The organism is Hanstruepera neustonica (genome assembly GCF_002895005.1).
Lineage (GTDB): Bacteria > Bacteroidota > Bacteroidia > Flavobacteriales > Flavobacteriaceae > Hanstruepera > Hanstruepera neustonica.
On record NZ_POWF01000003.1, the window covers coordinates 62,197 to 88,163 of the forward strand.

At 34.8% G+C, this 25,967-nt stretch carries 28 protein-coding genes; 20 read left to right on the forward strand and 8 right to left on the reverse strand.

Annotated elements, in window-relative coordinates; genetic code table 11:
- Positions 1 to 21: 21 nt before the first annotated feature.
- The 3 genes from C1T31_RS07230 to C1T31_RS14240 are packed head-to-tail and all read left to right on the forward strand — an operon-like array spanning position 22 to position 2,153.
- Positions 22 to 474, forward strand: a complete 453-nt coding sequence (locus C1T31_RS07230) for a Fur family transcriptional regulator (protein WP_103051826.1) — start codon at positions 22 to 24, stop codon at positions 472 to 474.
- 12 nt (positions 475 to 486) lie between these two features.
- Complete coding sequence (locus C1T31_RS07235; RefSeq protein WP_103051827.1) at positions 487 to 1,758, forward strand: adenylosuccinate synthase; 1,272 nt, start codon at positions 487 to 489, stop codon at positions 1,756 to 1,758.
- A 5-nt stretch (positions 1,759 to 1,763) separates the two neighbouring features.
- Positions 1,764 to 2,153, forward strand: a complete 390-nt coding sequence (locus tag C1T31_RS14240; RefSeq protein ID WP_165780085.1) for an RDD family protein — start codon at positions 1,764 to 1,766, stop codon at positions 2,151 to 2,153.
- A 31-nt stretch (positions 2,154 to 2,184) separates the two neighbouring features.
- On the opposite strand, the gene C1T31_RS07245 is transcribed toward C1T31_RS14240, so the two are convergent.
- Positions 2,185 to 2,736 (reverse strand): DinB family protein, encoded by a 552-nt coding sequence (locus C1T31_RS07245; RefSeq protein WP_103051829.1) that lies wholly within the window; start codon positions 2,734 to 2,736, stop codon positions 2,185 to 2,187.
- A gap of 10 nt (positions 2,737 to 2,746) precedes the next feature.
- The gene (locus C1T31_RS07250; RefSeq protein WP_103051830.1) at positions 2,747 to 3,358 is read right to left on the reverse strand and encodes a hypothetical protein; all 612 of its coding nucleotides are present in this window, start codon (positions 3,356 to 3,358) and stop codon (positions 2,747 to 2,749) included.
- A gap of 225 nt (positions 3,359 to 3,583) precedes the next feature.
- Here C1T31_RS07250 and C1T31_RS07255 point away from each other — a divergent pair, with 225 nt between their 5' ends.
- From C1T31_RS07255 to C1T31_RS07285, 7 genes are all read left to right on the forward strand, one after another.
- The gene (locus C1T31_RS07255) at positions 3,584 to 5,404 is read left to right on the forward strand and encodes an OstA-like protein (protein ID WP_394338506.1); all 1,821 of its coding nucleotides are present in this window, start codon (positions 3,584 to 3,586) and stop codon (positions 5,402 to 5,404) included.
- Between the two features lie 2 nt (positions 5,405 to 5,406).
- The gene (locus C1T31_RS07260; RefSeq protein WP_103051832.1) at positions 5,407 to 6,588 is read left to right on the forward strand and encodes an aspartate aminotransferase family protein; all 1,182 of its coding nucleotides are present in this window, start codon (positions 5,407 to 5,409) and stop codon (positions 6,586 to 6,588) included.
- Positions 6,589 to 6,729: 141 nt separating this feature from the next.
- Positions 6,730 to 8,118 carry a tetratricopeptide repeat protein gene (locus C1T31_RS07265; RefSeq protein ID WP_103051833.1) on the forward strand — a complete coding sequence of 463 codons (1,389 nt, stop codon included), beginning with the start codon at positions 6,730 to 6,732 and terminating at the stop codon, positions 8,116 to 8,118.
- Between the two features lie 51 nt (positions 8,119 to 8,169).
- Positions 8,170 to 9,180, forward strand: a complete 1,011-nt coding sequence (locus tag C1T31_RS07270) for a DUF368 domain-containing protein (protein ID WP_103051834.1) — start codon at positions 8,170 to 8,172, stop codon at positions 9,178 to 9,180.
- A complete protein-coding gene (locus C1T31_RS07275; protein ID WP_103051835.1) occupies positions 9,181 to 10,200 on the forward strand; it encodes a DUF368 domain-containing protein in 1,020 nt (339 codons plus the stop codon).
- Positions 10,193 to 10,930, forward strand: coding sequence for a shikimate dehydrogenase family protein (locus tag C1T31_RS07280; RefSeq protein WP_103051836.1), 738 nt, complete (start codon positions 10,193 to 10,195; stop codon positions 10,928 to 10,930). Before C1T31_RS07275 ends, C1T31_RS07280 begins: the two co-directional genes overlap by 8 nt.
- A 96-nt stretch (positions 10,931 to 11,026) precedes the next feature.
- A complete protein-coding gene (locus C1T31_RS07285) occupies positions 11,027 to 13,018 on the forward strand; it encodes a DUF349 domain-containing protein (RefSeq protein ID WP_103051837.1) in 1,992 nt (663 codons plus the stop codon).
- A gap of 294 nt (positions 13,019 to 13,312) precedes the next feature.
- Here the strand turns inward: C1T31_RS07285 and mazG are convergent, their stop codons facing one another.
- The 5 genes from mazG to ruvX all read right to left on the reverse strand — a co-directional run bounded on the left by mazG (position 13,313) and on the right by ruvX (position 16,211).
- Positions 13,313 to 14,092, reverse strand: coding sequence for a nucleoside triphosphate pyrophosphohydrolase (gene mazG / locus C1T31_RS07290; protein ID WP_103051838.1), 780 nt, complete (start codon positions 14,090 to 14,092; stop codon positions 13,313 to 13,315).
- Between the two features lie 93 nt (positions 14,093 to 14,185).
- Positions 14,186 to 14,605, reverse strand: a complete 420-nt coding sequence (locus C1T31_RS07295) for a DUF5606 family protein (protein ID WP_103051839.1) — start codon at positions 14,603 to 14,605, stop codon at positions 14,186 to 14,188.
- Positions 14,606 to 14,657: 52 nt separating this feature from the next.
- Positions 14,658 to 15,248, reverse strand: a complete 591-nt coding sequence (def, locus tag C1T31_RS07300; RefSeq protein WP_103051840.1) for a peptide deformylase — start codon at positions 15,246 to 15,248, stop codon at positions 14,658 to 14,660.
- A 117-nt stretch (positions 15,249 to 15,365) separates the two neighbouring features.
- On the reverse strand, positions 15,366 to 15,611 hold the full coding sequence (locus C1T31_RS07305) for a hypothetical protein (protein WP_103051841.1): 246 nt from the start codon (positions 15,609 to 15,611) through the stop codon (positions 15,366 to 15,368).
- Positions 15,612 to 15,800: 189 nt separating this feature from the next.
- On the reverse strand, positions 15,801 to 16,211 hold the full coding sequence (gene ruvX, locus C1T31_RS07310; RefSeq protein ID WP_103051842.1) for a Holliday junction resolvase RuvX: 411 nt from the start codon (positions 16,209 to 16,211) through the stop codon (positions 15,801 to 15,803).
- 288 nt (positions 16,212 to 16,499) lie between these two features.
- Here ruvX and C1T31_RS07315 point away from each other — a divergent pair, with 288 nt between their 5' ends.
- Genes C1T31_RS07315 through C1T31_RS07325 form a run of 3 tightly spaced genes read left to right on the forward strand, consistent with a single transcriptional unit; the run spans position 16,500 to position 19,149 of the window.
- Positions 16,500 to 17,315 carry a 2,3,4,5-tetrahydropyridine-2,6-dicarboxylate N-succinyltransferase gene (locus tag C1T31_RS07315; RefSeq protein WP_103051843.1) on the forward strand — a complete coding sequence of 272 codons (816 nt, stop codon included), beginning with the start codon at positions 16,500 to 16,502 and terminating at the stop codon, positions 17,313 to 17,315.
- Positions 17,316 to 18,374, forward strand: a complete 1,059-nt coding sequence (locus C1T31_RS07320; RefSeq protein WP_103051844.1) for a glycosyltransferase family 9 protein — start codon at positions 17,316 to 17,318, stop codon at positions 18,372 to 18,374.
- A 4-nt stretch (positions 18,375 to 18,378) separates the two neighbouring features.
- On the forward strand, positions 18,379 to 19,149 hold the full coding sequence (locus C1T31_RS07325) for a glycosyltransferase family 2 protein (RefSeq protein ID WP_103051845.1): 771 nt from the start codon (positions 18,379 to 18,381) through the stop codon (positions 19,147 to 19,149).
- Here C1T31_RS07325 and C1T31_RS07330 read toward each other — a convergent pair.
- Positions 19,132 to 19,893 (reverse strand): lipopolysaccharide kinase InaA family protein, encoded by a 762-nt coding sequence (locus tag C1T31_RS07330; protein WP_103051846.1) that lies wholly within the window; start codon positions 19,891 to 19,893, stop codon positions 19,132 to 19,134. The genes C1T31_RS07325 and C1T31_RS07330 overlap by 18 nt on opposite strands.
- Positions 19,894 to 20,028: 135 nt before the next feature.
- Between C1T31_RS07330 and C1T31_RS07335 the strand changes: the two genes are divergently transcribed.
- The 7 genes from C1T31_RS07335 to C1T31_RS07365 all read left to right on the forward strand — a co-directional run bounded on the left by C1T31_RS07335 (position 20,029) and on the right by C1T31_RS07365 (position 25,951).
- Positions 20,029 to 20,589, forward strand: coding sequence for an L-threonylcarbamoyladenylate synthase (locus C1T31_RS07335; protein ID WP_103051847.1), 561 nt, complete (start codon positions 20,029 to 20,031; stop codon positions 20,587 to 20,589).
- A gap of 51 nt (positions 20,590 to 20,640) precedes the next feature.
- Positions 20,641 to 22,059, forward strand: coding sequence for a CCA tRNA nucleotidyltransferase (locus C1T31_RS07340; RefSeq protein ID WP_103051848.1), 1,419 nt, complete (start codon positions 20,641 to 20,643; stop codon positions 22,057 to 22,059).
- A complete protein-coding gene (locus tag C1T31_RS07345) occupies positions 22,060 to 22,524 on the forward strand; it encodes a GNAT family N-acetyltransferase (protein WP_103051849.1) in 465 nt (154 codons plus the stop codon).
- The gene (locus tag C1T31_RS07350) at positions 22,511 to 23,527 is read left to right on the forward strand and encodes a COX15/CtaA family protein (RefSeq protein WP_103051850.1); all 1,017 of its coding nucleotides are present in this window, start codon (positions 22,511 to 22,513) and stop codon (positions 23,525 to 23,527) included. The genes C1T31_RS07345 and C1T31_RS07350 overlap by 14 nt, the downstream gene beginning before the upstream one ends.
- Before the next feature lie 36 nt (positions 23,528 to 23,563).
- A complete protein-coding gene (locus C1T31_RS07355) occupies positions 23,564 to 24,079 on the forward strand; it encodes an IS1096 element passenger TnpR family protein (RefSeq protein WP_103051851.1) in 516 nt (171 codons plus the stop codon).
- A gap of 128 nt (positions 24,080 to 24,207) precedes the next feature.
- Complete coding sequence (locus tag C1T31_RS07360) at positions 24,208 to 25,104, forward strand: ABC transporter ATP-binding protein (protein WP_103051852.1); 897 nt, start codon at positions 24,208 to 24,210, stop codon at positions 25,102 to 25,104.
- Between the two features lie 19 nt (positions 25,105 to 25,123).
- On the forward strand, positions 25,124 to 25,951 hold the full coding sequence (locus C1T31_RS07365; protein WP_103051853.1) for an ABC transporter permease: 828 nt from the start codon (positions 25,124 to 25,126) through the stop codon (positions 25,949 to 25,951).
- The last annotated feature ends 16 nt before the right edge of the window (positions 25,952 to 25,967 follow it).

The window sequence follows — 25,967 nt, forward strand, 5'->3', positions numbered from 1 at the left end:
GTGTAAATTTGCAGCGAAATTATGAGTGTTAAAACCGATACAAAAAACCAGGAGATAGTAAAGAACGTGTTCACGGCCTTTTTAACCGAAAAAGGGCATCGTAAAACACCCGAACGCTATGCCATTCTTCAAGAAATTTACAACAGTAGTGAGCATTTCGATATTGAATCTCTATACCTCAACATGAAGAACAAAAAATATCGGGTAAGTCGTGCTACGTTGTATAACACTATTGAATTACTTTTGGAATGTGGTTTGGTACGCAAGCATCAGTTTGGACAAAATCAGGCGCATTATGAAAAGTCGTATTTTGATAAACAGCATGACCATGTTATTTTGACAGACACTGGTGAAGTTATTGAATTTTGCGACCCACGTATTCAATCTATCAAAAAAACCATAGAAGAGGTCTTTGATATCGAAATTAAAAATCACTCACTCTACTTTTACGGCAACCGAAAATCAACTAAATAACCAATTTCACAGATGGCAGTAGACTTACTACTAGGATTACAATGGGGCGATGAAGGCAAAGGAAAAATTGTCGATGTACTCACCTCCAAATACAACATTATTGCACGTTTTCAAGGCGGACCCAATGCGGGACACACACTTGTTTTTAATGGCATGAAACACGTGCTCCACACTATTCCTTCAGGTATTTTTCATGAGGATGCTATCAATTTAGTGGGTAATGGTGTCGTAATAGACCCTGTGATTTTTAAAAAGGAATTGGATAAGTTGACTGAACAACAGGTTGATTATAAAAAATCACTTTACATTTCCAGAAAGGCTCATATTATTTTACCAACCCACCGTTTGTTGGATGCTGCCAGCGAAACTGCTAAAGGCAAAGCCAAAATAGGCTCTACGCTTAAAGGTATTGGCCCGACGTATATGGATAAAACCGGTAGAAATGGCCTTCGTGTTGGCGATTTGGAATTAGCTGACTGGAAAGATAAATATCGTGCTCTAGCGAATAAGCACGAGGCTATGATCAACTTCTACAATGTTGAAATTCAATATGACTTGAAGGAATTGGAAAACGAATTCTTTGAAGCTGTAAAAGTTTTAAAATCCTTAAAATTAATAGATTCTGAAGAATATATTTTCCAAGCACAAAAAGATGGAAAAACCATTTTAGCCGAAGGTGCCCAAGGGTCTTTGTTAGATATCGATTTTGGAACCTATCCATTTGTCACTTCAAGTAACACAACAGCTGCTGGTGCTTGCACGGGATTAGGGGTTGCGCCAAACAAAATTGGTGATGTTTTTGGGATTTTTAAGGCCTACACCACACGCGTAGGTTCTGGCCCGTTTCCAACAGAATTGTTTGACGATAATGGCAAAACCATGGCCAAAGTAGGTCATGAATTTGGTGCCACAACCGGAAGACCACGTCGTTGTGGCTGGCTGGATTTGGTTGCTTTAAAATATGCTTGTCAAGTCAATGGTGTCACCCAACTCATGATGATGAAAGCCGATGTGTTATCTGGATTTAAAACCCTAAAAGTATGCACGGCTTACAAATACAAAGGTGAGACCATCACGCATTTACCATATAATATAGAACCCGAAAACGTAGAGCCAATCTACACGGAATTTAAAGGCTGGGCAGCCGATTTAACTGAAATGTCTGAAGCATCGCAATTACCAGATGCGTTAAACGCTTACATTGCCTTTTTGGAAAAAGAATTGGAAACACCTATTACAATAGTATCCGTGGGACCAGATAGAAAACAGACAATTTTTAGGTAATTGTTTTGAAACAACTATTCAACCGTTTAATTGCATTTAATATAGATGGTATATTTATAGTTATTTTGACCTATTTACTTTATTGCGCATTTTATAATTTAAACAATAAAATTATCTTAAAAGAAGGAGTCAATTTAATAGTGTTGGGCTATTGTCAACTTTCAAGTTATTTTCTTTATTTTTTTCTTTTAGAATCTATGTTTAAAACTACAATAGGAAAAAAAATGTTTAAGATTAAGGTAATTTACTCAAATAGCCCTCAAGGTTTATGGTGGAGAACTTTAATCAGAACAATTATAAGAATAACACCATTAACTTTCATTCCATTTTTCCTTAATTCTGATAGATTATTTTGGCATGAATTGTTATCCAATACAAGAACTTCATTAGAGTGAATTAACTAGATCATTAATTCAAATATCAAAGTTATTGAAACAAAACATATCTAGGTGGTTTCAAACCATTTAGTCGCATATAAACCAACATTTGTGCTCTATGATGGGTAATATGGTCTGTAAGCAATAATAAAATCTGTCTTTTGGTTCTGCTCTGTCCAAAATAGTCTAACCGCTCGCCTAGCCTATCAACATCAAAATTTTTGATAAAATCGATGGTCTTATTGAACGTTTCGTCAATCTTGTCAATCATTTCTTTTTTTGTCTTGTCAGCAACTTGTAACTCGGTATCGGTATTCCAGTCTCTAGCTTTACGCCCACCCATTAGGGATTGACTGTGCCAATCCATAGCCCAAGAAATATGCATCAAATGCTCTGCAAAATTCATGGATTTTGGTGTCGCTTTAAATGTGTATTGGTCTTCCGGCATGGTTTCAGCCACGAGAATCAAATAACTTTTAGAACTTTCTAGACGCTCCAAAAACTCTTTAATAAAGATATCTTCTTGTGCGAAAATTGGTGTTGGAAATATTGAAACTATAAATATGCTTACTAGAAGAAGTTTAAGTTGAATTGTTTTCATTTTAAGTTTATTAATCTGCCTCAGGAATTTCGTAATTGTTATTATGCCACGAGATTAGTCCAAACAAAGTCTGGTCATCTGTTCCGTGCAATCTAAACATTCCATTATTTTGTTCAATAAATTCGGCAATTATTCTATCGTTAATTTTCTTTTTATAAAAAAGGTTAATTGTGTCTTTTATCAAAGTATAAGGTGTTAAAAAAAATCCGCGTCTTGACCACCAACCAGCTAATACATTAATTAGAAACGATTTGATTTTTTTATTTCTACCACACTTCGAGCATAGGATTCTGTTTTCGGTTGTGTCAATGCAAAAAAGGATTACCGAAACAATTGTATTAAATTCTTGTCCGATTAATTTATTTTCTTTTAATCCGCAATATGGACATTTTAAATTTTCTATCTTTCGAATTAGAGTTTGCTTTTCAAAATCAGTTAAAGCATTGGTCTCTGCATTTACCCAAGTAATTAGTCTTTTGTCTAAATTCCGCTTTTCAATTTCCTCTTTTAATATTCTGAGTACTTCTTTCCGTAATCCTTTTGATTCATTCCTAGCAATAGTCTCAATTTTTGAATCTGAAAACCATTTATAGTTTTCTCTAATTTCTTCGATACTATACATTCAGATAACGTTCGGTTTATATTACAGCCAAGAATTGGCTAAACATAAATATGTTTATTTCTCTAAAATAAGTTAAAAATAACAATTTAAAAACACCTGATTAAACACAGCAATTGATCATTTCTATTAAAAAATTCCTAATGCCACACGCCACACCAATATTATCATTATTTTTGAGCCAAAATCTATTGTTTGAAAGCAAACCAAAACATATATACCATTATCTTGGCAATCCTATTACTGCCTTTGGGCTTGCAAGCTCAAGACCAAAAGCGTATTGAAATTGTCTATGGTGGTTTCTTGGAGTTTAAAGAAGGTGAAGCACCAGGCCTTAAGGTTATGACACGTGATGATTCAGGTCAAGTACATGTGATTCATGAGGGCGTCGATATGTGGTGCGACCAAGCCAACTTGTATAGCAACGAAAACTTTGTGGAAGCTTACGGAAACGTCCGTATGAAACAAGGTGACACCATCAACATGAACGCGAAATACGTGGAGTACAGTGGCAAGACCAAACTGGCCTTTGCCAGTGGTGATGTGGTATTGACCGAGCCTAACTCCACCCTAACCACAGATACCTTGTTTTTTGATCGAGTTAAACAGCAGTCTTTTTACAAAAGTGGCGGTCGTGTGGTTCGGGATTCATCTGGGACCATTACAAGCAACATTGGTCGTTACTACATGAACAGCAAAAAATACCAGTTTGTCAATAAGGTGGTATTGGTTAATCCTGATTATACCATCAATACCGACCAGTTGGATTTCTACTCGGAAACGGGACATGCCTATCTTTTTGGACCATCGACCATTGTGACTTCCGAAAGTAAAACCTATTGCGAGCGTGGTTTTTATGACACCGAACAGAAAACAGGTTATGGCATGAAAAACACCAAAATAGAATATGATTTCAGGGTATTTGAAGGTGATAGCATGTATTTTGACAATAACCGAAACTTTGCTTCGGCTACCAATAATATTAAAGTAACCGATACCACCAATAAAAGTGTTATTAAAGGACATTATGCCGAAATATATAAGGCGAAAGATTCCGTATTCATAACTAAGCGCGCTTTGGCTATAACGGTCCAAGAAAACGATTCCATCTACATGCATGCAGACACACTCATGGTAACAGGTAAACCTGAAAAGCGCATTACTAGGGCTTTTAGGAATGCCAAGTTCTATAAGTCTGACATGAGTGGCAAAGCCGATTCAGTACATGTGAATCATGCCACTGGGCTTACTGAACTAATTAATCTCTCGCGATTATCTTCCCAAGATGCCTTTGCCAAACGACGGGATCCCGTAATTTGGAATTTAGAGAATCAAATGACTGGTGACACCATTCACATAAAGTCTAACCCCGAAACTGAAAAACTGGATTCGCTATTGGTATTTGAAAATGCCTTTATTGTCAGTAAAGATACCTTAAGCGACAACGGGTTCAATCAAATAAAAGGTAAAACCTTGGTTGGTCTTTTTGACGACCAAAACAATCTTAAACAAGTAGATATTGACAAAAATGCGGAGTCTATATTTTATGCCAGAAATGAAAACAATGAACTCTTTGGCATAGACAAAGCCCGTTCAGGCAGTATTTCGGTGTTTTTTGAAGAAGGAGCCATTTCACAGTTCATTCGCTACAAACAACCCGATGCCGTTACTACACCAGAATCCCAGTTTCCGGAAAATGCCAGATTACTACGTGGTTTTGTATGGCGTGATGATGAACGGCCCAAAAGTGTGGAAGACCTATTTAACGACGACCCTCCTTTAGAACTTCCTGTTATAAAAGGTTTGGAAGAATATGTTCCACAAGAAGAGTTCTTTGATGACGCCTTAATGAAACGTATTGAAAAAGCCGAAGAAGAGAAAGAGAAAGACACAAAAACGAAAAAACCTACTGAACTAGACAAGAAAACCCAAGCCATGCGTGATAGGGAACGCAACAAGGTTTCCAGAAATATTCCCAAAGAAGTCTTGGAAAAAAGAGCAGAAAAAGCAGAAGATGATAGACCAACGCTTGAAAAGGATAATGACTAGTTGTGAAAGCTGATTTTTTCAAATACCAAGCGCAAACCTCAACCCATCCATTGGCTATGGAAATCTCCCACGCCGAAGGCTCCTATATTTATGACACAAAAGGCAAGGCCTATTTGGATTTTGTGGCAGGCGTTTCGGCCTGTACATTGGGACATAAACATCCCAAAGTGGTTACAGCCATAAAAGAACAACTGGATAAATACTTGCATGTTATGGTTTATGGTGAGTATGTGCAGCAACCTGCTGTGGCACTTACCAAATTATTGGCCAAACATTTACCAGACAACCTCGAGCAAACCTATTTAACCAATTCTGGCACTGAAGCCATTGAAGGTGCTATTAAATTGGCAAAACGTGCTACGGGTCGTAGTGAAATCATTTCTGCTAAACACGCTTATCACGGGAATACCATGGGGGCCATGAGCGTTATGGGCTTTGAAGAACGCAAGCAAGCTTTTAGACCCCTGATTCCTGATGTACGGTTTATGGAGTTCAATAATATTCAAGACATAAATACCATCAGCAATAAAACGGCCTGTGTCATACTAGAAACCATTCAAGGTGGTGCTGGGTTTATTGAACCAAAAAATAACTATTTGGAATTAATCAGAAAACGCTGTGATGCCGTTGGTGCCTTATTAATTTTAGATGAAATACAACCGGGTGTTGGTCGTACGGGAACCTTATTTGCATTTGAACACTATAAGTGTGTACCCGATATTTTGGTAACAGGCAAAGGCTTGGGTGGCGGTATGCCCATTGGTGCTTTTACCGCTTCTGGTGAGTTAATGAGTTTATTGGCCGACAATCCAAAACTGGGTCACATCACAACCTTTGGTGGTCATCCTGTAATTGCTGCTGCTGCATTGGCAACACTATCCGAAGTGATTGAAAGTGATTTAATGATTCAAACTTTAGAAAAGGAAAAACTCATCAGAGAACACTTGAGACATCCTTTAATTACTGAAATTCGTGGCAAGGGTTTGATGCTGGCCGCTATGACACCTTCAGCTGATATTACAAACGAAGTTATTTTAAAAGCACAAGACGAGGGACTCATTCTGTTTTGGTTGCTGTTTGAACCCAAAGCCATCCGCATAACACCACCTTTGACAATTTCAAATGACGAATTGATTACAGGGTGTAAAATCATCACCTCCATTTTAGATAGTCTTCAAAACTAAATTCAAGCACCTGAAAATCAGCAACAAACTATTAATCCAGTGATTACTGTTGATTACTTTGTTAAAAACATTTGGATTTTTAACTGCAATTAGCCATATAGAACATTACATTTATTCAAGGAAAATCATATAAACGTGCCTATGGAGTTACGTCCCAACGACAACAACAATTTGCCACTTACCCGATTCGAATCCATGTTAAAAACAAACCACGTTTTGTTTTTTGATTCAGAAGAATTTGAAAATATCATTCACCACTACCTCAACCAAGGAAAAATAGCACTCGCTAAAAAAGCCATTAAATTAGGGCTATCACAACATCCAACATCCGTTAATTTAAAATTGTTTAAGGTAGAAATCTATGTGTTTGAAAATGATTTGGATAAGGCAGACATGCTAATCAATGAATTGCATGTTATAGACCCACATAATGAAGAGATTTACATTCAAAAAGCCAACATCCTATCCAAAAGAGATGACCACGAAAAGGCCATTGAAGTATTGAAACAATCTCTTGATCTTACCGATGATGTTGTAGACATCTACTCCTTGATTGGTATGGAATATTTGTTTTTGGATAAGTTTGAAGAAGCCAAAACCTATTTTATGAAGTGCCTTGAAGCTGATTTACATGATTATGCTGCATTGCACAATATGATTTATTGTTTTGACTTTTTGGGACAGCATGAAGATGCCATTTCGTACTTAAATACGTTTTTGGACAGTAATCCATATTGTGAAGTTGCTTGGCATCAGTTGGGCAAGCAGTATTACGAGCTTAAGGACTACAAAAAAGCGTTGGCGGCCTATGATTTTGCTATTATTTCCGAAGACACCTTTATTGGGGCCTATTTAGAAAAAGGCAAAGTGTTGGAAAAATTGAAGCGCTTTGAAGATGCCATTGAAAATTACAGTATCACACTAAAACTGGAAGACCCTACCTCATTTGCTCTACTACGAATAGGTTCTTGTCATGAAAAGCTTAAAAACATGGAATTGGCAGTCCAATATTATAAGAAAACCGTTCAGGAAGATCCACTTTTGGATAAAGGTTGGATAGCCATTACCAAGTTTTACATGAAGAAAAGGAATTACAAAAAATCCTTGTACTACATAAACAAAGCCTTGAACATTGATACCGAAAATGTTGTTTATTGGAAACTCTATGCTCAAATAAATGAGCGTCTATCCTATTGGGAAGAAGCTGAAAACGGCTATAAAAAAGCTTTGGAATTGGGCAACTATGAATTGAGCACCTGGCTAACAAGAGGTGACATTCTTTTGAAAATTGGAGAACACGAAGCAGCTGTTTATAATTTTTTACAAGCAGCTGAATTTTACCCCGAAAATGCCGAAATAGAATTTAGGTTGGCTGGTTTATATTATACCTTGCACGAAACAGAAAAGGGTTCCTACCACTTAAAAAACGGAATGCGTTTTAATGCAGAATTTGCCCTGATTATTGAGGAATTGTTTCCTCAAGTATACGAAAAGAGCCAAGTTAAAACGCTCTTAAAAGCAAAGTTGTAAGTATTCTTGTAACTTAAATTGACTACCTTTGGATTTTATTAAAAATCCAAAATGCAAAGACGTTTTTCAGATTATTTTTTGATTTCGCTGAAGGGATTGGCTATGGGTGCAGCTGATGCTGTTCCTGGTGTTTCTGGCGGAACTATTGCCTTTATTTCTGGTATTTATGAAGAGCTAATTTCTACCATAAGCGGTATAAATCTAAACTTGTTAAAAAAACTCCGAAAAGAAGGTTTTAAATCGTTCTGGCAAGCTTTAAATGGTAATTTTCTAATTGCTTTACTGCTGGGCATCATTGTAAGCTTCGTATCATTCATGAGGCTGGCAAAATACCTTATTGAATACCATCCTGTTTTAATATGGTCATTTTTCTTTGGGCTCATTATAGCCAGTATCTATTTTGTTGGAAAACAGATTACCAAATGGTCACCAGCTACTATAGCAGCCTTAATTATTGGTACCATTGTAGCTTATTATATTACTCTTATACCTTCATCAGCGAGTAACGAATCGCCATTGTTTTTGTTCATAGCTGGAGCTATTGCTATTTGCGCCATGATTCTGCCTGGTATATCCGGTTCATTTATTCTGGTCATATTAGGGGCCTACAAAACCTTGAGCGATGCCCTTCATGATTTTGATTTTAGGCGTATCGCCATTTTTGCTGCTGGTGCCCTAGTAGGTTTGTTAAGTTTTAGCCATTTATTAAAATGGTTGTTCAAACATTACCACAACCTAACCTTGGCCTTACTAACAGGCTTTATTTTTGGATCATTGAACAAAGTCTGGCCCTGGAAACTGACTGAAACCGTCATGGAAAAGTCCAGTGGTAAAATCATGCCTTTTTCTGACATATCCGAACTGGGCAATTTGACGCTATACCAACAGCAAATAGCCGATTTTGAGTCTTATAAAGTTGTTAGTGAAAAAAGCATTTTAGCAGTTCGCTATTCAGAGCTGAACAATCAAATCGATTCGCAATGGCTCATGGCAATAGCACTCATGTTAGTTGGGTTTCTAACAATTTTCATCTTGGAGCGACTTGGTAAAAAATCACAGTAAATGCAAAGTACACGCACATTCACCGATAAAGTCTTTCTAGTCCTTAAAGGATTGGGAATGGGTGCTGCCAATAAAGTACCTGGAGTATCAGGTGGTGTCGTTGCCTTTGTTGCTGGTTTTTATGAAGAATTTATTTATTCCCTTCAAAAGGTCAATCGTAAAGCATTTAAACTACTTATTAATGGTCGATTCAAGAGCTTTTTCCAATACATCAATGGCCGTTTTTTAAGCCTGCTTTTTTTGGGGATGATAATTAGCTACTTCAGTGTCTCCAAACTATTGGATTATCTTATTATTCACTATGAATTGTATGTTTGGAGTGTCTTTTTTGGAATGATCATAGGCTCCATTTATTACATCAGCAAAGATTTTAAAGACTGGAACTACAAAACATATCTATCTTTAGCAATAGGCATTATACTTGGTGTGAGTATTAGTTTTTTAGATCCAGCCAAGGAAAATGACAATCTGTGGTTTGTTTTTTTCTGTGGAATGATTAGTGTCTCTGGTATGACCTTACCAGGGTTTTCGGGATCATTTATTTTAATTTTATTGGGTAATTATGTATTGCTTTTAGTTGATTCTGTAAACGCCCTTTATGATACCTTTATTGAGATCATTAAAGGAGATTTTGGTTTTGTGGACAATTCTGAACGCCTGCGTATGCTGAAAGTTCTCGCCGTATTTACATTAGGCTCCATTGCTGGATTGGTAACGTTTTCCCATGTTTTAAACTACATTTTAAAACACTATAAAAGCATTACAATTGCGTCCATTATCGGCTTTATTGTTGGGTCTCTGGGTGTTGTATGGCCATGGAAAAAAACTATTTTTAAGCTCAACCAAAATGGCACATTTGCTCTGGACTCTTCTGGAGAAAAAATAATAGAAAACTACCAACGTTATATGCCCGAATGGAATTCTGAAACAGGATTCGCCATAGGGTTTGTTATTATGGGAATATTAATTGTTCTGGCACTTGAAATTTACGGACAAAAAACCAGGAAACGTTATGCGTAAATTCGGTTTGATTGGTAAGAATATCTCCTACTCTTTTTCTAAAAGCTTCTTTGAAAGAAAATTTGAAAAAGAGGGTGTTGTCGATGCTTCCTACACCAATTTTGATATTGAAGATTTAGACACATTCCCCAGTATTATTACAAACAATCCCGAATTGCTAGGTTTAAACGTAACCATACCCTATAAAGAACAAATCATCCCCTATTTGGATACCTTGAACAAAAAAGCCAAAAAAATTGGTGCCATCAATACCATTAAAATTACTAAAAATGGTAAGCTTAAAGGTTATAATACCGATTATTACGGTTTTAAAAAAGCTTTAAAACCTCTTTTGAAGTTTAAGCACAAGCGTGCATTAATTTTAGGCACAGGTGGTGCCAGTAAAGCCATTGCCTTTGCTTTAAAGTCAATGGATATTGACTATCAGTTTGTTTCCAGAAAACCATCAAAAAAAGGACAATTAACTTACAATGCCCTCACAGAAGATATTATTAGTACCCACCAAATAATTATAAACTGTACCCCTTTGGGTACCTATCCAAATGTTGATCAATTTCCAGACATTCCCTACAATGGTATCGGGAAAAATCATATAGCGTTCGATCTCATTTACAATCCCGAACAAACCCTTTTTTTAAAAAAAGCGCTAGCCCAAAAAGCCACAATCATTAACGGTTCCAAAATGCTAAAGCACCAGGCTAAAAAAGCTTGGAGTATTTGGAACAAATAGACAATATCATTAAAAATCGTTCAAGCCTTTGTAAATATTGCAGTTGTTGTTATCTTTAACACTTCAGTAGTATTACGAACCTAAACATTTAGTAAAATGTCAGAGCATGATAACCTGCAACAAGCAGACGGAAAAGAAGAAAAAAAAGTAATTAGCGAACCTGTAAACGACATAGAGCAAGAATCAACTGATACTCCAGAAGAAGTTCCAGAAGAACCTGTTCTTGAAAACACTCCAAGTTCCGATTCCGATAAACGTTCAGAAAAGTCGGAAGATTCAGATGTTGATGACGATGAATCTGTTCTAAGTGAAATAGACGAATCTAATGCGGAAGATGCTGAAGATGAAGGCAATAAAGACAGGCATGATATTGAGCATAAGGATTACGATAAAATGTCTCTTGATGAATTGGTCAGCGAGCTCGAAAAACTTGTTAAGAGTGAAAAAGTTCAAGCTATTAGGTCTCATGTAGAAAATTTACGATCCGAATTCAAATCAAAGTTCAATTCATTGCTCGATGAGAAAAAAGAAGAGTTCTTGAACGATGGTGGGAACGAAATAGATTTTTACTATTCCAGTCCAGTTCAAAAGAAATTCAAAGAAACTTATGCTGAATATCGTGACAAGCTAAATGCACATTATAAGAACATTGAGAAAAACCTAAAAGAAAACTTAGCCAATAGGCTGGAAATAATTGAAGAAATTAAAGGTCTTTTTAATGTTGAAGAAAATATAAACACGACCTATAAGCATTTTAAAGAGTTACAAGAACGTTGGAAAAATGCCGGACCTATTCCAAGGGATAAATACAACAATGCCTGGAATAGTTACCACCATCATGTTGAAATGTTCTACGACTTTTTACACTTGAATAGAGACCTTCGTGATTTAGATTTCAAGCATAATTTAGAACAGAAGTTAAAAATTATCGAGCGTGCCGAAGAACTGGCAGAAGATGACAATCATAATAGAGCTTTCAGAGAGTTACAAGCGCTTCACAAAATGTGGAAAGAAGAGCTTGGCCCAGTAGGAAAAGAACACCGTGAAGAAATTTGGGATCGCTTTAAAGCAGCCACCAAAAAAATTAACGATAAGCGTCAGGCTTACTTTGTTGAATTGGATAAAATTTATGAAAAAAATCTAGAGATTAAACACGAAATAATCTCAAAAATTCAAGCAATTGCTGATAAAGGGGCTAATTCGCACAACGCTTGGCAAAATGCTATCAAGGAAGTGGAAGCGCTTCGCAATGATTTTTTTGGAGCCGGAAAAGTTCCCATCAAAGTAAACGAAGCTACGTGGGCCAGTTTTAAGGATTCTGTTAGAACCTTCAACAGAAATAAGAATGCCTTTTACAAGAATCTCAAAAAATCGCAATATGATAACCTTCAAAAGAAATTGGATTTAATCAAAATTGCTGAAGACAATAAGGACAGTGAAGATTTTGAAACTACCACACCATTGATGAAAAAAATCCAAAGTGATTGGAAAAAAATTGGACACGTCCCTAGAAAAAATAGTGATAAAATATGGAAGCAATTCAAAACTGCCTGCAACCATTACTTTGACAGACTTCATGCCCTAAAAGACGCTGAAAACGCAGAAGGTAATGAAGCATATGTTCAAAAAGTTAAACTCTTGGACGAATTAAAAAATTTAGAACTTTCTGGAAAAAAAGATACTGATTTAGAGCAGGTGAAAGGATATGTTGAAAAATGGAAAGACATTGGTAATGTGCCTCCAAATAAGCGATATGTTGAAGGAAAATTAAACAAAGTTTTAGATTCAATCTTCAAAAAGTTAGATATCAACCATGAAGAGGCTGAACTCATTAAATTTGAAACCAAATTAGACTCCCTAAACAATGCCAAAGACCCAAGACATTTGGACAACGAGCGATCGTTTATCAGAAAGAAAATCAATGATGTCAAAGCAGAAATAAACCAATTGGAAAACAATTTACAGTTTTTTAGTAATGTAGATGACGACAATCCTTTGGTACAGGAAGTCCACCAAAATATTGAAAAGCAAAAGCAATCATTAGATCTTTGGAAAACCAAATTGAGAAAAATTAAGGATTTATATTAGATAATATAACGACTTTAAAAAAACCAAATCCCGCTTAAGGTTTAACTTAAGCGGGATTTTAGTTCTAACTAAACTAACTAAAGGGTTGCTTTTCCCAACTATTACAACCACCTTTACCAAAATGACATTCGAGATTGCTCTCTTGTGATTATGCTATTAACCTACTTATGAAGTTGTCATTTGGTAGTATATACGTTCAGATTTTATATTTGGATGTTTTGAACTAGAAATTATATCTTTTTTTTTGCCAATTCTCAAAAGTTAGTTTTTGAAAATCATAGATTTTCCTATTACCTATTTTGGCAATTGCTTAGCTTCTTCCCAAAACACGTCCATTTCCTGAAGCGTCATATCCTTTAAATTTTTGTTCAAGGCTTTAGCTCTTGATTCTAAATATTGAAAACGTTTTGAGAATTTTTTATTGGTTCGCTCCAATGCGTTCTCTGGGTTAATTTTTAAAAATCTGGCGTAGTTGACCATTGAAAACATGACATCTCCAAACTCATTCTCAATAGCATTACTATCTCCAATTTTAATCTCTTCCTGCAGTTCTTTTAATTCCTCTTCTACTTTTTCCCAAACTTGATTAGGTTCTTCCCAATCAAACCCCACACCAGCTACTTTATCCTGGATTCTATTAGCCTTAACTAGTGCTGGTAAACTTTTAGGAACTCCTTCAAGCACGCTGGCTTTCCCTTCCTTTAATTTTAAATTCTCCCAGTTACGCTTTACATCTTCTTCATTCTCAACAGTGACGTCACCGTAAATATGTGGATGTCTATTAATTAGTTTATCACAAATCGTATTACAGACATCGGCGATATCAAAATCATTAGTTTCACTACCTATTTTGGAATAAAAAACGATATGCAACAATACATCGCCCAGTTCTTTTTTAATCTCATCGAGATCATTATCTAAAATAGCATCCCCAAGCTCATAAGTTTCTTCAATGGTAAGATGACGCAAGGTTTCCATAGTTTGCTTTTTATCCCATGGACATTGTTCCCGAAGTTCATCCATAATAGTCAATAATCTATCAAAGGCTTTCAATTGGTCTACTCTAGAATTCATATTTGAAGTTTTGTTAAAAATACGATTAATATTTTCAGTAAGGTGTATAAAAAAATCCAGTTTAAAACTGGATTTTATGAATTATAATGGGTGTTATTCTTCTTCCTCGGCTGCTAACACATCTTCTTCTAAATGCAATAGGTCGTGTTTTTGGAGCAAATTGTACCATTGAATAATTTTTTTGATGTCACTGGCATAAACGCGATCTTCATCATAATCTGGCAAAACTTCAAAGAAATATTCTTCTAATTTATCCTTGCTGTCTTTATGGCTGATTGGCGTTTCCTGCCCATTTTCTTTATCTTTAATAAGTGCCAAAACCTCTCTTAACGGTTTCTCTTCGGTCAAGGTATAAATAGCTATTTCGCTCAATATACTCACATTGTGATGTATCCCAACAGACACTCGTTTTTTATCAATCAATGATTCTGCTATAAAACCAGTACGTGTTTGTGCAATCATTTGAAACAAACCTGGTTTTCCTGTTATTGATAAAACTTTATCTAAACTCATATTATTTTTTTAAGTGCGCAAATATCTTTTGTTTGCTATTGTAAAACAAATATTATCGTTTCTTTTTTAAGTTAGGAAAACGCATTTTGTAATCCACATTAATTTTCCCTTTGGAGATATTGGACAACTTCCCTTTGATTAACCGTTTTTTCAAACTAGATAGTTTATCGGTAAACAAAATACCTTCAATATGGTCATATTCATGTTGGATGACTCGCGCAACCAGTCCATCAAAGGTTTCTTTATGTTTTTCAAAATTTTCGTCAAAATATTCAATTGTAATGGTTGGTTTTCTAAAAACATCCTCTCTAACATCTGGAATACTCAAACACCCTTCATTAAAGGCCCATTCATCTCCAGTTTCCTCAACAATTTTAGCATTAATGAATGTACGCTTAAAATTCTTTAAAAACTCCTGTTCTTCTTTATCCAAATCAGCATCTTCAGCAAAAGCAGCTGTGTCAACTAAAAACAAGCGAATATCCAATCCTATTTGAGGCGCAGCCAAACCAACACCATACGCATTGTACATGGTTTCATACATATTGTCTAAAAGCTCATGTAGTTTTGGATAATCTTTGGTTATTTCTTTTCCCCTTTTCTTTAGAACAGGGTCGCCATAAGCGACTATTGGTAATACCATTATTATAACTTTCTTTTATTGGTCGCAAAAATACAATTCTTATAACTTAAATGCATAAAAAAACTCCTTTAAATAAAGGAGTCTCTTCTAATTATGGATATAAAAATTTGTTGAATATTAACAAACTATACGTTTATCGGCTACTAAAAACAAACCTTCTTGACCATTAAGTTTCAAGTTTATTTTTTCGTTTAAGATATCTTTCTTTTTAGCGGCCACTTTATCAACGGCCTTATTAGAAACGTTTTCTTTAGTGATACGTTCAGTCTTTTTCTCCAAAGTAACTACTTGAGAATCAGATTGTGCTTGTAGTCCTGAAAAACTTAAAGCGGCAAACATACATATAAATAAAAATTGTTTCATTGTCTTGTTCTTTATTATTTTAGACAGGACAAATATATGTTCGCCAACAAGCTAAACCCCAAAAAAATTGATGAAACAAAACGAAAACTCGATGATATGATGAAACCGTGCATTTCATCGATAAACGTACTGTTTTTAAACCTTTACAGCGTGCATTTCATCGATAGTCGAAATTTTAACACCTAAAAGTCACCTTGAATTTAGATAATTTTGAAGGATCAAAGTGGCACTAATTTCATCAATAAGCGCTTTGTTTTGGCGTTTCTTTTTTGACAATCCACTATCAATCATTGTTTGAAAAGCCATTTTAGAAGTAAAACGCTCATCAACACGCTCAATAGGAATATTAGGAATTGCCTTTTCAAGCGCTTCCAAAAATTTAATAATTAGTATTTCGCTTTCAGAAGGTTGATTGTTCATTTGTTTAGGCTCGCCAACTAAAAAAAGATCTACATTTTCTTTAGTTATGTAATCTTTCAAAAAACTGATAAGGTCTTTAGTAAGTACGGTTGTTAAACCCGAAGCAATTATTTGTAATTCATCGGTTATAGCAATGCCTGTTCTAACTTTACCATAATCTATTGCCAACAATCTTCCCATAGACTGCAAAATTACGACTAATAACATTCAAAAAAAACTCCCTTGCAAAATTGCAAAGGAGTCTACATGTGATAGTTGGATAATTTTTCATCAATTGACTTAGCCCAAATCAATGGTTTTATCCTAACTATCAACCAACCAAATCGTATGTAACTGAAATTTAATCAGTACCTACTGCTCATAGAGACACACTAATGGCAATTAAGTCACAGGTTTTTATATCTTAACTTACTAATGTCAAATAGTAGAAGTATATTTGCATTTTGATTAAAATTTCAAATTATTTTCATGAAACAACTACAGCAAATTATTGAAAAGGCTTGGGATGACCGCTCCCTACTTACCGACAAAATAACTATCGACAGTATTAGAAATGTTCTAGACTTATTGGATGCTGGAACATTGAGAGTTGCTGAACCAACGGAATCTGGCTGGCAAGTTAATGAGTGGGTAAAAAAGGCTGTTGTTTTATATTTCCCAATCCAAAAAATGGAAACATTTGAGGTTGGTATTTTTGAGTATCATGATAAAATTCCCCTTAAAACAGGCTATCAAGAAAAAGGTATACGCGTTGTACCACATGCCGTTGCTCGTCATGGCGCCTACATTTCCAGTGGTGTGATCATGATGCCTAGCTATGTCAATATAGGTGCTTACGTTGATCAAGGCACCATGGTAGATACTTGGGCCACAGTAGGAAGTTGTGCTCAAATAGGTAAAAATGTACATCTTTCAGGTGGTGTTGGTATCGGTGGTGTGTTGGAACCTTTACAAGCTGCTCCAGTTGTTATTGAGGATAATGCTTTTATTGGCTCTAGATGTATTGTGGTAGAAGGTGTTCGCGTTGAAAAGGAAGCCGTTTTAGGTGCCAACGTTGTTTTAACAGCCTCAACAAAAATAATTGATGTTACCGGAGATGAACCAAAAGAAATGAAAGGAGTTGTTCCTGCCAGATCAGTTGTTATTCCTGGCAGCTACACCAAAACTTTTGCTGCTGGTAATTACAATGTCCCATGTGCCTTAATTATTGGCAAACGAAAAGAAAGTACCAACAAAAAAACATCACTTAATGACGCTTTACGTGAATACGATGTAGCTGTTTAAATGAAAATTCTTGTCATACAACAAAAAATGATTGGCGATGTGCTAACAAGTAGTATTCTATTTGAAGCATTAAGACAAAAGTATCCAAACGCTCATTTGGATTATTTAATCAATACCCATACTCATCCTGTTGTAGAGAACAATCCGTTTATTGACAATTTTATTTTCTTTACCCAAATTGAAGAAAACAGCAAACGCAAGCTCTTTCAATTTGCGAAATACATTGGAACCAAAAACTATGATATGGTCATAGATGTCTATTCCAAAATATCCAGTAACATTATCACGTTATATTCAAAAGCTAAAACCAAAATATCCTATTACAAGCCTTATTCAGCTTTTATTTACAATCATAATATAAAAAGATTATCATCTACTGAATTGGATTGCGGCCTAGCCATTGTTAACAGAATGCAGCTGCTGGAACCACTCAATATTGAATTCAAGGCTATTAAACCACAAATTTATTTAACCGATAAAGAACTGGCTAATAGCAAATTGTTTTTAGAAAGTCATAATATATCACTTAAAAAACCTTTATATATGATAAGCGTTTTAGGAAGTGGTGCAACAAAAACATATCCTTTTGAATATATGGCTCAAGTAATAGACCAAGTTGCTGAAACAACCAAAGGACAAATCTTATTCAATTATATTCCCAATCAAGAAAAAGATGCCAAAGCCATATATGATTTATGCAAACCTAAAACCCAAAACTTAATCCACTTTCAGGTATTTGGAAAATCATTACGAGAATTTTTGGCCATTACGTCCCATTGTAATGCTATCATTGGAAATGAAGGTGGTGCTATTAATATGGCTAAAGCACTAAATGTAAAAACCTTTGCAATTTTTTCTCCATGGATTGATAAAGCCACATGGAATATTTTTGAAGAACTAGGCAAGAATGAATCGGTTCATTTAAAAGATTTCAAAGCCGAACTTTATTCAAAGAAATCCGAAAAAGAGCTCAAACCAAAAGCCAATGAACTTTACATAGCTTTTAAACCACATTTCTTCAGAGAAAAGCTAAATTTATTTTTAGAACAAACCTTATAGTATTATGCCTAAACTATCAGCAGTGGTTATTACTTACAATGAGGCACCAAATATAGATGCTCTTATTGAAAATTTAGCCTTTGCCGATGAAATTGTTGTCATAGATAGTTTCAGTTCTGATGACACTTTGCAGAAGCTTCAGAATTTTAAGCATATTAAAACGTATCAGAATACTTTTAAAAATTTCCCAAATCAAAAAAACTTTGCATTAAGTAAAGCCACATATGATTGGGTGCTCTTTCTTGATGCTGATGAGCGATTAACTAATGAGTTAAGGGATGAAATTTTAAAAGAAATATCAAAACCTAATAATCCAATAGTAGCATACTATGGTTTATTTCAATATTTCTTTGGTAAAAAACCTATAAAATTTAGTGGTTTTCAAAGTGCCAAATCATTTAGGTTATTCAAAAAATCTGTTTGTAAATATGATGAATCCAGACCTGTACATGAACACTTGATTGTTAAAGGGAAAACGGAAGTTCTTTCAAATAAAATCTTGCATTACAGCTTTAGGAGTTACGACCATTATAAAGAAAAAATGACTCAATATGCCATCCTAAAGGCAAATAAACTTCATAAACAAGGAAAAACCGCAAACCCTCTAATTAAATACATCAAAATCTATTACCGCTTTTTCAATCACTACATCATGCGATTGGGTATTTTAGATGGCAAAGTAGGGTATCAAATATCTAAATTGAATGCGTATGAAGTTAAAAAACGTTATGATGAATTGAAGCGTCTCAATAAAATGTCACTTTCTAAAAAGTAACTTCTTTTTTAATTCTTTTTTTCTTTTTATTTTATTCTGAAAAGTGTTAATGCATTCCCATAATTTAGAATAAACTTCATCAAAAGGCACACTATATAATTTGGCATATTCATCACTCATTACCTTAATTAATTCATCCTGTTTAGTTAAACGCGATAGGTTTTTCATCCTGTCATTAAAATCCATGGAGCCAAAACGCATGCGATTCAAATCAACCAAAAAGAACTTGTAATCGCCATTGTTCAATTGAATTAATGTATTTCCCGGAGAATGATCCAAAAAATTAATCCCTTTTTCGTGTAATGTATAGGTAAACTGTACAAAAGCCCGAAGAATGTCTTCATGATTTGGGAAATTCAAATCAGTAGTCAACTCTCTAAAAGTCAAGTCATAAGGCAAGTGTTCACTTATATAATAACTGTTTTTAAACAGAAATGGTGTAACAAACTCATAATAAGCAATAGGTTCTGGTGTTCCAATCTGCAGTTCAATTAACTTATTTGCGTATTCAAAAGAACGATGGGCTTTACTTTTTCTAAAAAACCTATAGGCTATTTGATTAATAACATTTGGTATCTTAAAAGACTTAACATTAATAGTCTTACCATTGAATTCAAATAACTTTAAAGAATTGCGGTCTTGATTACCAAAATCTTGACCTGAATTGTCAAAATTTTCGATAATTCCATCTAAAAAATTTGATTCAGACTTATAATCTTTAGATAGTTTTCTGTTTCTATTCATTAAAATATTTACAACTCACCTTCTTGTTTGACAATAGAGTATTCAACAATTATTTGGTTTACAATTGCAAGTGTTAATTAGTTAAATACAAATATAAATGATTACTATTGTCATACCAATTGTTATTTTTGTTTAATGATTATAGAGCTTGAAAAATCCCTAAAAAATCTAGAAAAAGGTCACGTAATCCTTTACCCTAGTGATACTATTTGGGGTATTGGTTGCGATGCCACAAATCCGAAAGCTGTCTCCAAAATCTATACTTTAAAAAAACGCATTGAAAGCAAAGCGCTCATTTGTTTGGTCAGTGATTTCAAAATGCTTGAAAACTATGTTGAATACATTCCTGAAGAGGCTGTAGAAATTATTCGAGAAGCAAAAAAACCTACAACTATTATCTATAACAAACCTCTTAACTTTGCTCAAAATTTATTAGCTGAAGATGGCTCTATAGCTATCAGAATAGCTCATTCTGGATTTGCTCATGATTTGATTAGTAAATTCAACAAACCTTTGGTATCTACTTCGGCCAATATCAGTGGTGAACCATCACCAAAAAGCTTCAAAGAAATATCTGAAGGAATTTTAAAAGGTGTAGACTATATCGTAAATTTGCCCGACATAAAAACAGACACACGACCATCTTCCATTATTAAGTTGAATAGAGATGGTACTGTTCAAGTCATTAGAGAATAATTTAGAAATTTCAAGCATCGAAATCCTTAAATAGCTGGATTTTTGTTCCAAATGAATTATAAAGAAGCTTTACAACATCCCATATTTCAAATCGTATCGCAATCTGCTAAAGAATTACAAGTTGAAAGCTACGCTATAGGTGGATTTGTAAGAGATCATATGTTAAACAGAGGCACCGCAAAAGATATAGACATTGTCGCCATAGGCAGTGGTATCGCATTGGCAAAACAAGTAGCTAAAAATCTTCCGACAAATCCCAAAGTACAGGTGTTTAAAACATACGGAACAGCCATGTTGCGATTTGATGATATCGAGATTGAATTTGTGGGTGCCAGAAAAGAAAGTTATCACGAGCATAGTCGCAATCCAATTGTTGAGGATGGCTGTTTGCAGGATGACCAAAATAGACGGGATTTCACGATTAATGCTATGGCTTTAAATCTGGCAGAATCAAAATTTGGTGATTTATTGGATCCTTTCAATGGCATGGAAGACCTAGAAAATAAAATTATCCGAACACCTCTAAACCCAGACATCACTTATAGCGATGATCCATTAAGAATGATGAGAGCCATTCGTTTTGCAACCCAGTTAGGGTTTCAAATTGAAGACAAATCGCTTAAAGCAATTACCAGAAATTGTGAGCGCATAAAAATCATCACCAATGAGCGTATTGTCGTAGAACTCAATAAAATTCTTGAAAGCGAGAAACCTTCCATTGGCTTTATCCTATTGGAAAAGACTGGTTTATTACAAATTATCATGCCTGAATTAACAGCATTAAAGGGTATTGACGAAATTGAAGGGCAACGTCATAAAGACAATTTTTATCACACACTGGAAGTAGTGGATAACATTTGTGAAAACACCGATAATCTATGGCTTCGTTGGGCAGCACTTTTGCATGATATTGGCAAGGCACCAACGAAACGGTTTCATAAAAAAATTGGCTGGACCTTTCATGCTCATGAATTTGAAGGCTCTAAAATGGTTTACCGCTTATTCAAGCGTTTAAAAATGCCACTAAACGACAAGATGAAGTTTGTTCAAAAGATGGTACTTATGAGCTCGCGTCCCATAGCTTTGGTTAACGACGAGGTAACAGATTCTGCTGTACGTCGCTTGGTCTTCGATGCTGGTGACTATGTAGATGATTTAATGACTCTTTGCGAAGCCGATATCACAACTAAAAATCCTAAAAAATTCAAAAAATATCACAATAACTTTCAGATTGTTCGTCAAAAAATTGTTGAAGTTGAAGAACGGGACCATGTCCGCAATTTTCAGCCACCTATTACGGGTGAAGAAATTATGAAGACCTTTAACTTAAACCCATCTCGGGAAATTGGTATTATAAAAGAAGCTATAAAAGAAGCCATTTTAGAAGGTGATATTCCCAATGATTATGACGCAGCTTATGACCTCATGATTACTGAAGGTGAAAAATTAGGTTTAAAAAAAGTTGATTAGATGGTAAATGTTGTTCGAACAAATTCGGAAAATCAAGACTTCAAACAATTGGTTAAACAGTTGGATGCTTATTTAAAAGTAACTGATGGTGATGAGCACGACTTTTACAATCAATTCAATAATATTGATGTGCTGAAACATACTATTGTTGCGTATATAAACAATATACCTGTTGGATGTGGTGCCTTCAAAAAATATGATGACTCAACAGTCGAAGTTAAACGTATGTACACCAATCCTGAATTTAGGAATTTGGGTATTGCTGCTCAAATTCTATCAGAATTGGAAAACTGGGCAAAAGAATTAAACTTCAACACAACAATTCTGGAAACAGGCAAACGCCAAATTGAAGCGGTTCATTTTTATAAAAAGAATAATTATCAGATCATTCCTAATTTTGGTCAATATGCCAATATGGATAATAGCATGTGTTTTAAAAAAATATTAAGTAATGAAAAAAGATAATAAACGTGTTATTTATTGGTTGCTTATTGGTTGCATCCTCATCTTTATTATGGTCGTTGTTGGTGGAATAACCAGATTAACACACTCTGGATTATCTATTTCCAACTACAAACTTATTTCCGGCACTATTCCACCAATGAATGAGGTTGAATGGCAAGAAGCATTTGATTTATATAAACAGTATCCAGAATATCAAAAACTAAATAATCATTTTGATTTAGAAGACTTCAAGGATATCTATTTTTGGGAATGGCTACATCGTGTGATTGGTAGATTCATTGGATTGGTTTTCTTCATTCCGTTTATGTATTTTCTCATTAAAAAGCAATTGACCAAACCGACCATAAAAAAGTCCTTGATTTTAATGGTGCTGGGCAGCTTTCAAGGGTTTTTAGGGTGGTATATGGTAAAAAGTGGTTTGGTTGACAGACCTGACGTAAGCCACTTTAGACTTGCGGCACATTTAACAACTGCTTTTATCACTTTTGCATACACCTTTTGGGTAGCACTGGACCTTATCTTTCCATCAAAAAAAGAGGTTAATATTAAATTGCGAAATCTCATACGAATGGGAATGGTAGTCCTACTGATTCAAATTATTTACGGTGCCTTTGTCGCAGGGCTTGATGCTGGATTTATTCATAATTTTTGGCCATTTATGAGTGAAGGCAAACTCATACATGAAACAGTTTATATTGAACAATCACCTATAATTAAAAACTTTTTTGAAGGTAAAAGCGGTGTGCAATTTGTACATAGAACTCTGGCTTATGCGGTCGTTATTTTTATTCTTGTTATTTGGTTTAAGGCAAAAAAAACAACCCTTACAGCTTATCAAATTAAAGGTATCAATGCCCTATTTCTGTTAGTTGGACTTCAATTTCTATTGGGTGTATTGACATTGATTTATGCCGTGCCAGTTTGGTTAGGAATAGCGCATCAGGTAGGTGCATTTTTTCTGTTAAGTGCCATGACATTTACCTTGCACCGATTCAGTAAATAACTTAAATTTAATTACATTTGCAACATAATTTAGCATATGATTTACCGCTTTAGAATTATACTTGACAATGACACTGAAGATGACGTTTTCAGGGATCTAGAAATCCGTGAAACAGACACTTTGGAAGATCTACATAATGCCATTACACAATCCTTTGGTTTTGATGGCAATGAAATGGCTTCGTTTTATGTTTCGGATGATGAATGGAACCAAGGTGAAGAAATTTCCTTATTTGACATGAGCGATGGACTTAATCCTGTAAAACTCATGGGTAAAACCATTTTGAGTGATACGGTGCATGAAGCTCAAACCAAATTAATCTATGTCTATGATTTTTTGAGTATGTGGACATTCTATGTGGAGTTGGCTGAAATTGTCGAAGAAGCTGAAGGAACAGACTACCCAAACCTGATGTTTGTACATGGCCAAATACCTGACCAAGCGCCAGAAAAATCCTTTGAGGCAGATGATTTTGATGATTATAATGAATTTGAAGATGACCTCGACATTGACGATTATGATAGTTTGGATTTTGATGAAAATTGGAATTAAATAAACAAACAAAAAAGCATTCAATTTGAATGCTTTTTTTATTTATTCATGTAACAATTTCTGCAATAACTCGTCATACTTACAATACCAACCCATACTGATCGTTTCAGTATACAAACATATATATATTGGATACTATTCTAACCATTAATAATCTGACCAAAAAATTTGGCTATTTAACGGCTGTCAAAGATTTATCGTTCACAATCAATAAGGGCAATGTCTATGGTATTTTAGGACCTAATGGCAGTGGAAAGTCTACAACATTAGGCATAGTTCTCAATGTTGTCAATAAGACTAGTGGCGACTTTCATTGGTTTGATGGGAACACAACCACACACGATGCACTTAAGAAAGTTGGCGCAATCATAGAACGGCCTAATTTCTATCCCTATATGTCTGCCTACCAAAATTTAAAATTAGTTTGTAAAATCAAAGGTGTTGATTATTCAAAAATTGATGAAAAACTAGAAATAGTAGGTCTAATGGAACGCAAGGATAGTAAGTTTCAAACATATTCGTTGGGTATGAAACAACGTTTAGCCATAGCTTCTGCCCTTTTGAATGACCCAGAAATATTAATTTTAGATGAGCCAACAAACGGATTAGATCCTCAAGGTATTCATCAAATTAGGTCTCTAATCAAACAAATTGCCAGCCAAGGCACCACGATTTTATTAGCTTCACACTTATTAGATGAAGTTGAGAAAGTGTGTACACACGTTGTTGTATTGCGCAAAGGTGAAAAATTGTATTCTGGCCGAGTTGACGAAATGATTTCGAGTCATGGTTATTTAGAATTGAAAGCTGAAAACACAGATGGTTTAGTACAATTTTTGGAAGCCAAAAAGATGTTCGGGAAGATTAAAATTGAGGACGAACTCATTACGGCTTTTTTAGACGAACCTATGGATGCTAAAGATGTCAACAAGCTGATGTTTGAAAATGGCATTGTATTGACACACCTCGTCAAACGTAAAGAAAGTTTGGAAGAACAATTCTTACAACTTACCGACAACAACTAATCAATCAAAAAATTCATTTATGTTACGACTTCTAAACCTAGAGTTACAAAAGTTATTATTAAACCGAACCAGTAAAATACTCATTTTCGTATCGTTTATTTTACCATTTACAGTATTGGTTTTATCGTCTATAAAAATTAATTTCTTTGGTTTTTTCACATTGGAATTGGGCGAACTTGGTATTTTCAATTTCCCCATTATTTGGCATATTACGACATTCTTTGCCTCCTATTTTAAGTTTTTCTTCGCAATTGTTGTCGTGAGTATGATAGGCAATGAATACAGCAATAAAACCATAAAACAAAATCTGATTGACGGGGTAAGCAAAAAGGAATTCATTCTGTCGAAATTTTATACCATAGTCTTTTTCTCTCTTTTAGCGACAATTTTAATTGCAGTAGCTTCATTTTTTATTGGTCTGTACTATTCCAGTTACACTGAAGTAAATATTATTTTTAGAGAAACTAGTTTTTTATTGGCTTATTTTGTCAAATTAGTTGGATTCTTTAGTTTGTGTTTATTCTTTGGCATGCTATTAAGACGATCAGCATTTGCACTGGCGTTTTTATTTGTACTTTACATTGTTGAATGGTTAATATTTTGGGGTGCCTATGAATCCTTTGGCGATACAGAAACAGCTTTTAAAGTTAAGCGTTTTTTACCGCTGGAATCCATGTATAAACTTATCGATCAGCCCTTTCAACGAATCATGATTACCAAGTTCCCTGAAAAAACAGACTTAATTTATGATTATGCCGTTCATTGGTATGAAATTGCAATCGTTTTAGGTTGGACTGCTTTATTCATCTTTTTATCGTTTAGATTATTAAAAAAGCGAGATTTGTGATATATTTGGTAGCTAT

Excerpts from the sequence above, each read along its gene's own strand:
- C1T31_RS07230 (WP_103051826.1), top strand. The coding sequence starts at position 22 with ATGAGTGTTAAAACCGATACAAAAAACCAGGAGATAGTAAAGAACGTG.
- C1T31_RS07235 (WP_103051827.1), top strand. The coding sequence starts at position 487 with ATGGCAGTAGACTTACTACTAGGATTACAATGGGGCGATGAAGGCAAA.
- C1T31_RS07245 (WP_103051829.1), bottom strand. The coding sequence starts at position 2,736 with ATGAAAACAATTCAACTTAAACTTCTTCTAGTAAGCATATTTATAGTT.
- C1T31_RS07250 (WP_103051830.1), bottom strand. The coding sequence starts at position 3,358 with ATGTATAGTATCGAAGAAATTAGAGAAAACTATAAATGGTTTTCAGAT.
- C1T31_RS07265 (WP_103051833.1), top strand. The coding sequence starts at position 6,730 with ATGGAGTTACGTCCCAACGACAACAACAATTTGCCACTTACCCGATTC.
- C1T31_RS07270 (WP_103051834.1), top strand. The coding sequence starts at position 8,170 with ATGCAAAGACGTTTTTCAGATTATTTTTTGATTTCGCTGAAGGGATTG.
- C1T31_RS07275 (WP_103051835.1), top strand. The coding sequence starts at position 9,181 with ATGCAAAGTACACGCACATTCACCGATAAAGTCTTTCTAGTCCTTAAA.
- C1T31_RS07280 (WP_103051836.1), top strand. The coding sequence starts at position 10,193 with ATGCGTAAATTCGGTTTGATTGGTAAGAATATCTCCTACTCTTTTTCT.
- C1T31_RS07285 (WP_103051837.1), top strand. The coding sequence starts at position 11,027 with ATGTCAGAGCATGATAACCTGCAACAAGCAGACGGAAAAGAAGAAAAA.
- mazG (WP_103051838.1), bottom strand. The coding sequence starts at position 14,092 with ATGAATTCTAGAGTAGACCAATTGAAAGCCTTTGATAGATTATTGACT.
- C1T31_RS07295 (WP_103051839.1), bottom strand. The coding sequence starts at position 14,605 with ATGAGTTTAGATAAAGTTTTATCAATAACAGGAAAACCAGGTTTGTTT.
- def (WP_103051840.1), bottom strand. The coding sequence starts at position 15,248 with ATGGTATTACCAATAGTCGCTTATGGCGACCCTGTTCTAAAGAAAAGG.
- C1T31_RS07305 (WP_103051841.1), bottom strand. The coding sequence starts at position 15,611 with ATGAAACAATTTTTATTTATATGTATGTTTGCCGCTTTAAGTTTTTCA.
- ruvX (WP_103051842.1), bottom strand. The coding sequence starts at position 16,211 with ATGGGAAGATTGTTGGCAATAGATTATGGTAAAGTTAGAACAGGCATT.
- C1T31_RS07315 (WP_103051843.1), top strand. The coding sequence starts at position 16,500 with ATGAAACAACTACAGCAAATTATTGAAAAGGCTTGGGATGACCGCTCC.
- C1T31_RS07320 (WP_103051844.1), top strand. The coding sequence starts at position 17,316 with ATGAAAATTCTTGTCATACAACAAAAAATGATTGGCGATGTGCTAACA.
- C1T31_RS07325 (WP_103051845.1), top strand. The coding sequence starts at position 18,379 with ATGCCTAAACTATCAGCAGTGGTTATTACTTACAATGAGGCACCAAAT.
- C1T31_RS07330 (WP_103051846.1), bottom strand. The coding sequence starts at position 19,893 with ATGAATAGAAACAGAAAACTATCTAAAGATTATAAGTCTGAATCAAAT.
- C1T31_RS07335 (WP_103051847.1), top strand. The coding sequence starts at position 20,029 with ATGATTATAGAGCTTGAAAAATCCCTAAAAAATCTAGAAAAAGGTCAC.
- C1T31_RS07340 (WP_103051848.1), top strand. The coding sequence starts at position 20,641 with ATGAATTATAAAGAAGCTTTACAACATCCCATATTTCAAATCGTATCG.
- C1T31_RS07345 (WP_103051849.1), top strand. The coding sequence starts at position 22,060 with ATGGTAAATGTTGTTCGAACAAATTCGGAAAATCAAGACTTCAAACAA.
- C1T31_RS07350 (WP_103051850.1), top strand. The coding sequence starts at position 22,511 with ATGAAAAAAGATAATAAACGTGTTATTTATTGGTTGCTTATTGGTTGC.
- C1T31_RS07355 (WP_103051851.1), top strand. The coding sequence starts at position 23,564 with ATGATTTACCGCTTTAGAATTATACTTGACAATGACACTGAAGATGAC.
- C1T31_RS07365 (WP_103051853.1), top strand. The coding sequence starts at position 25,124 with ATGTTACGACTTCTAAACCTAGAGTTACAAAAGTTATTATTAAACCGA.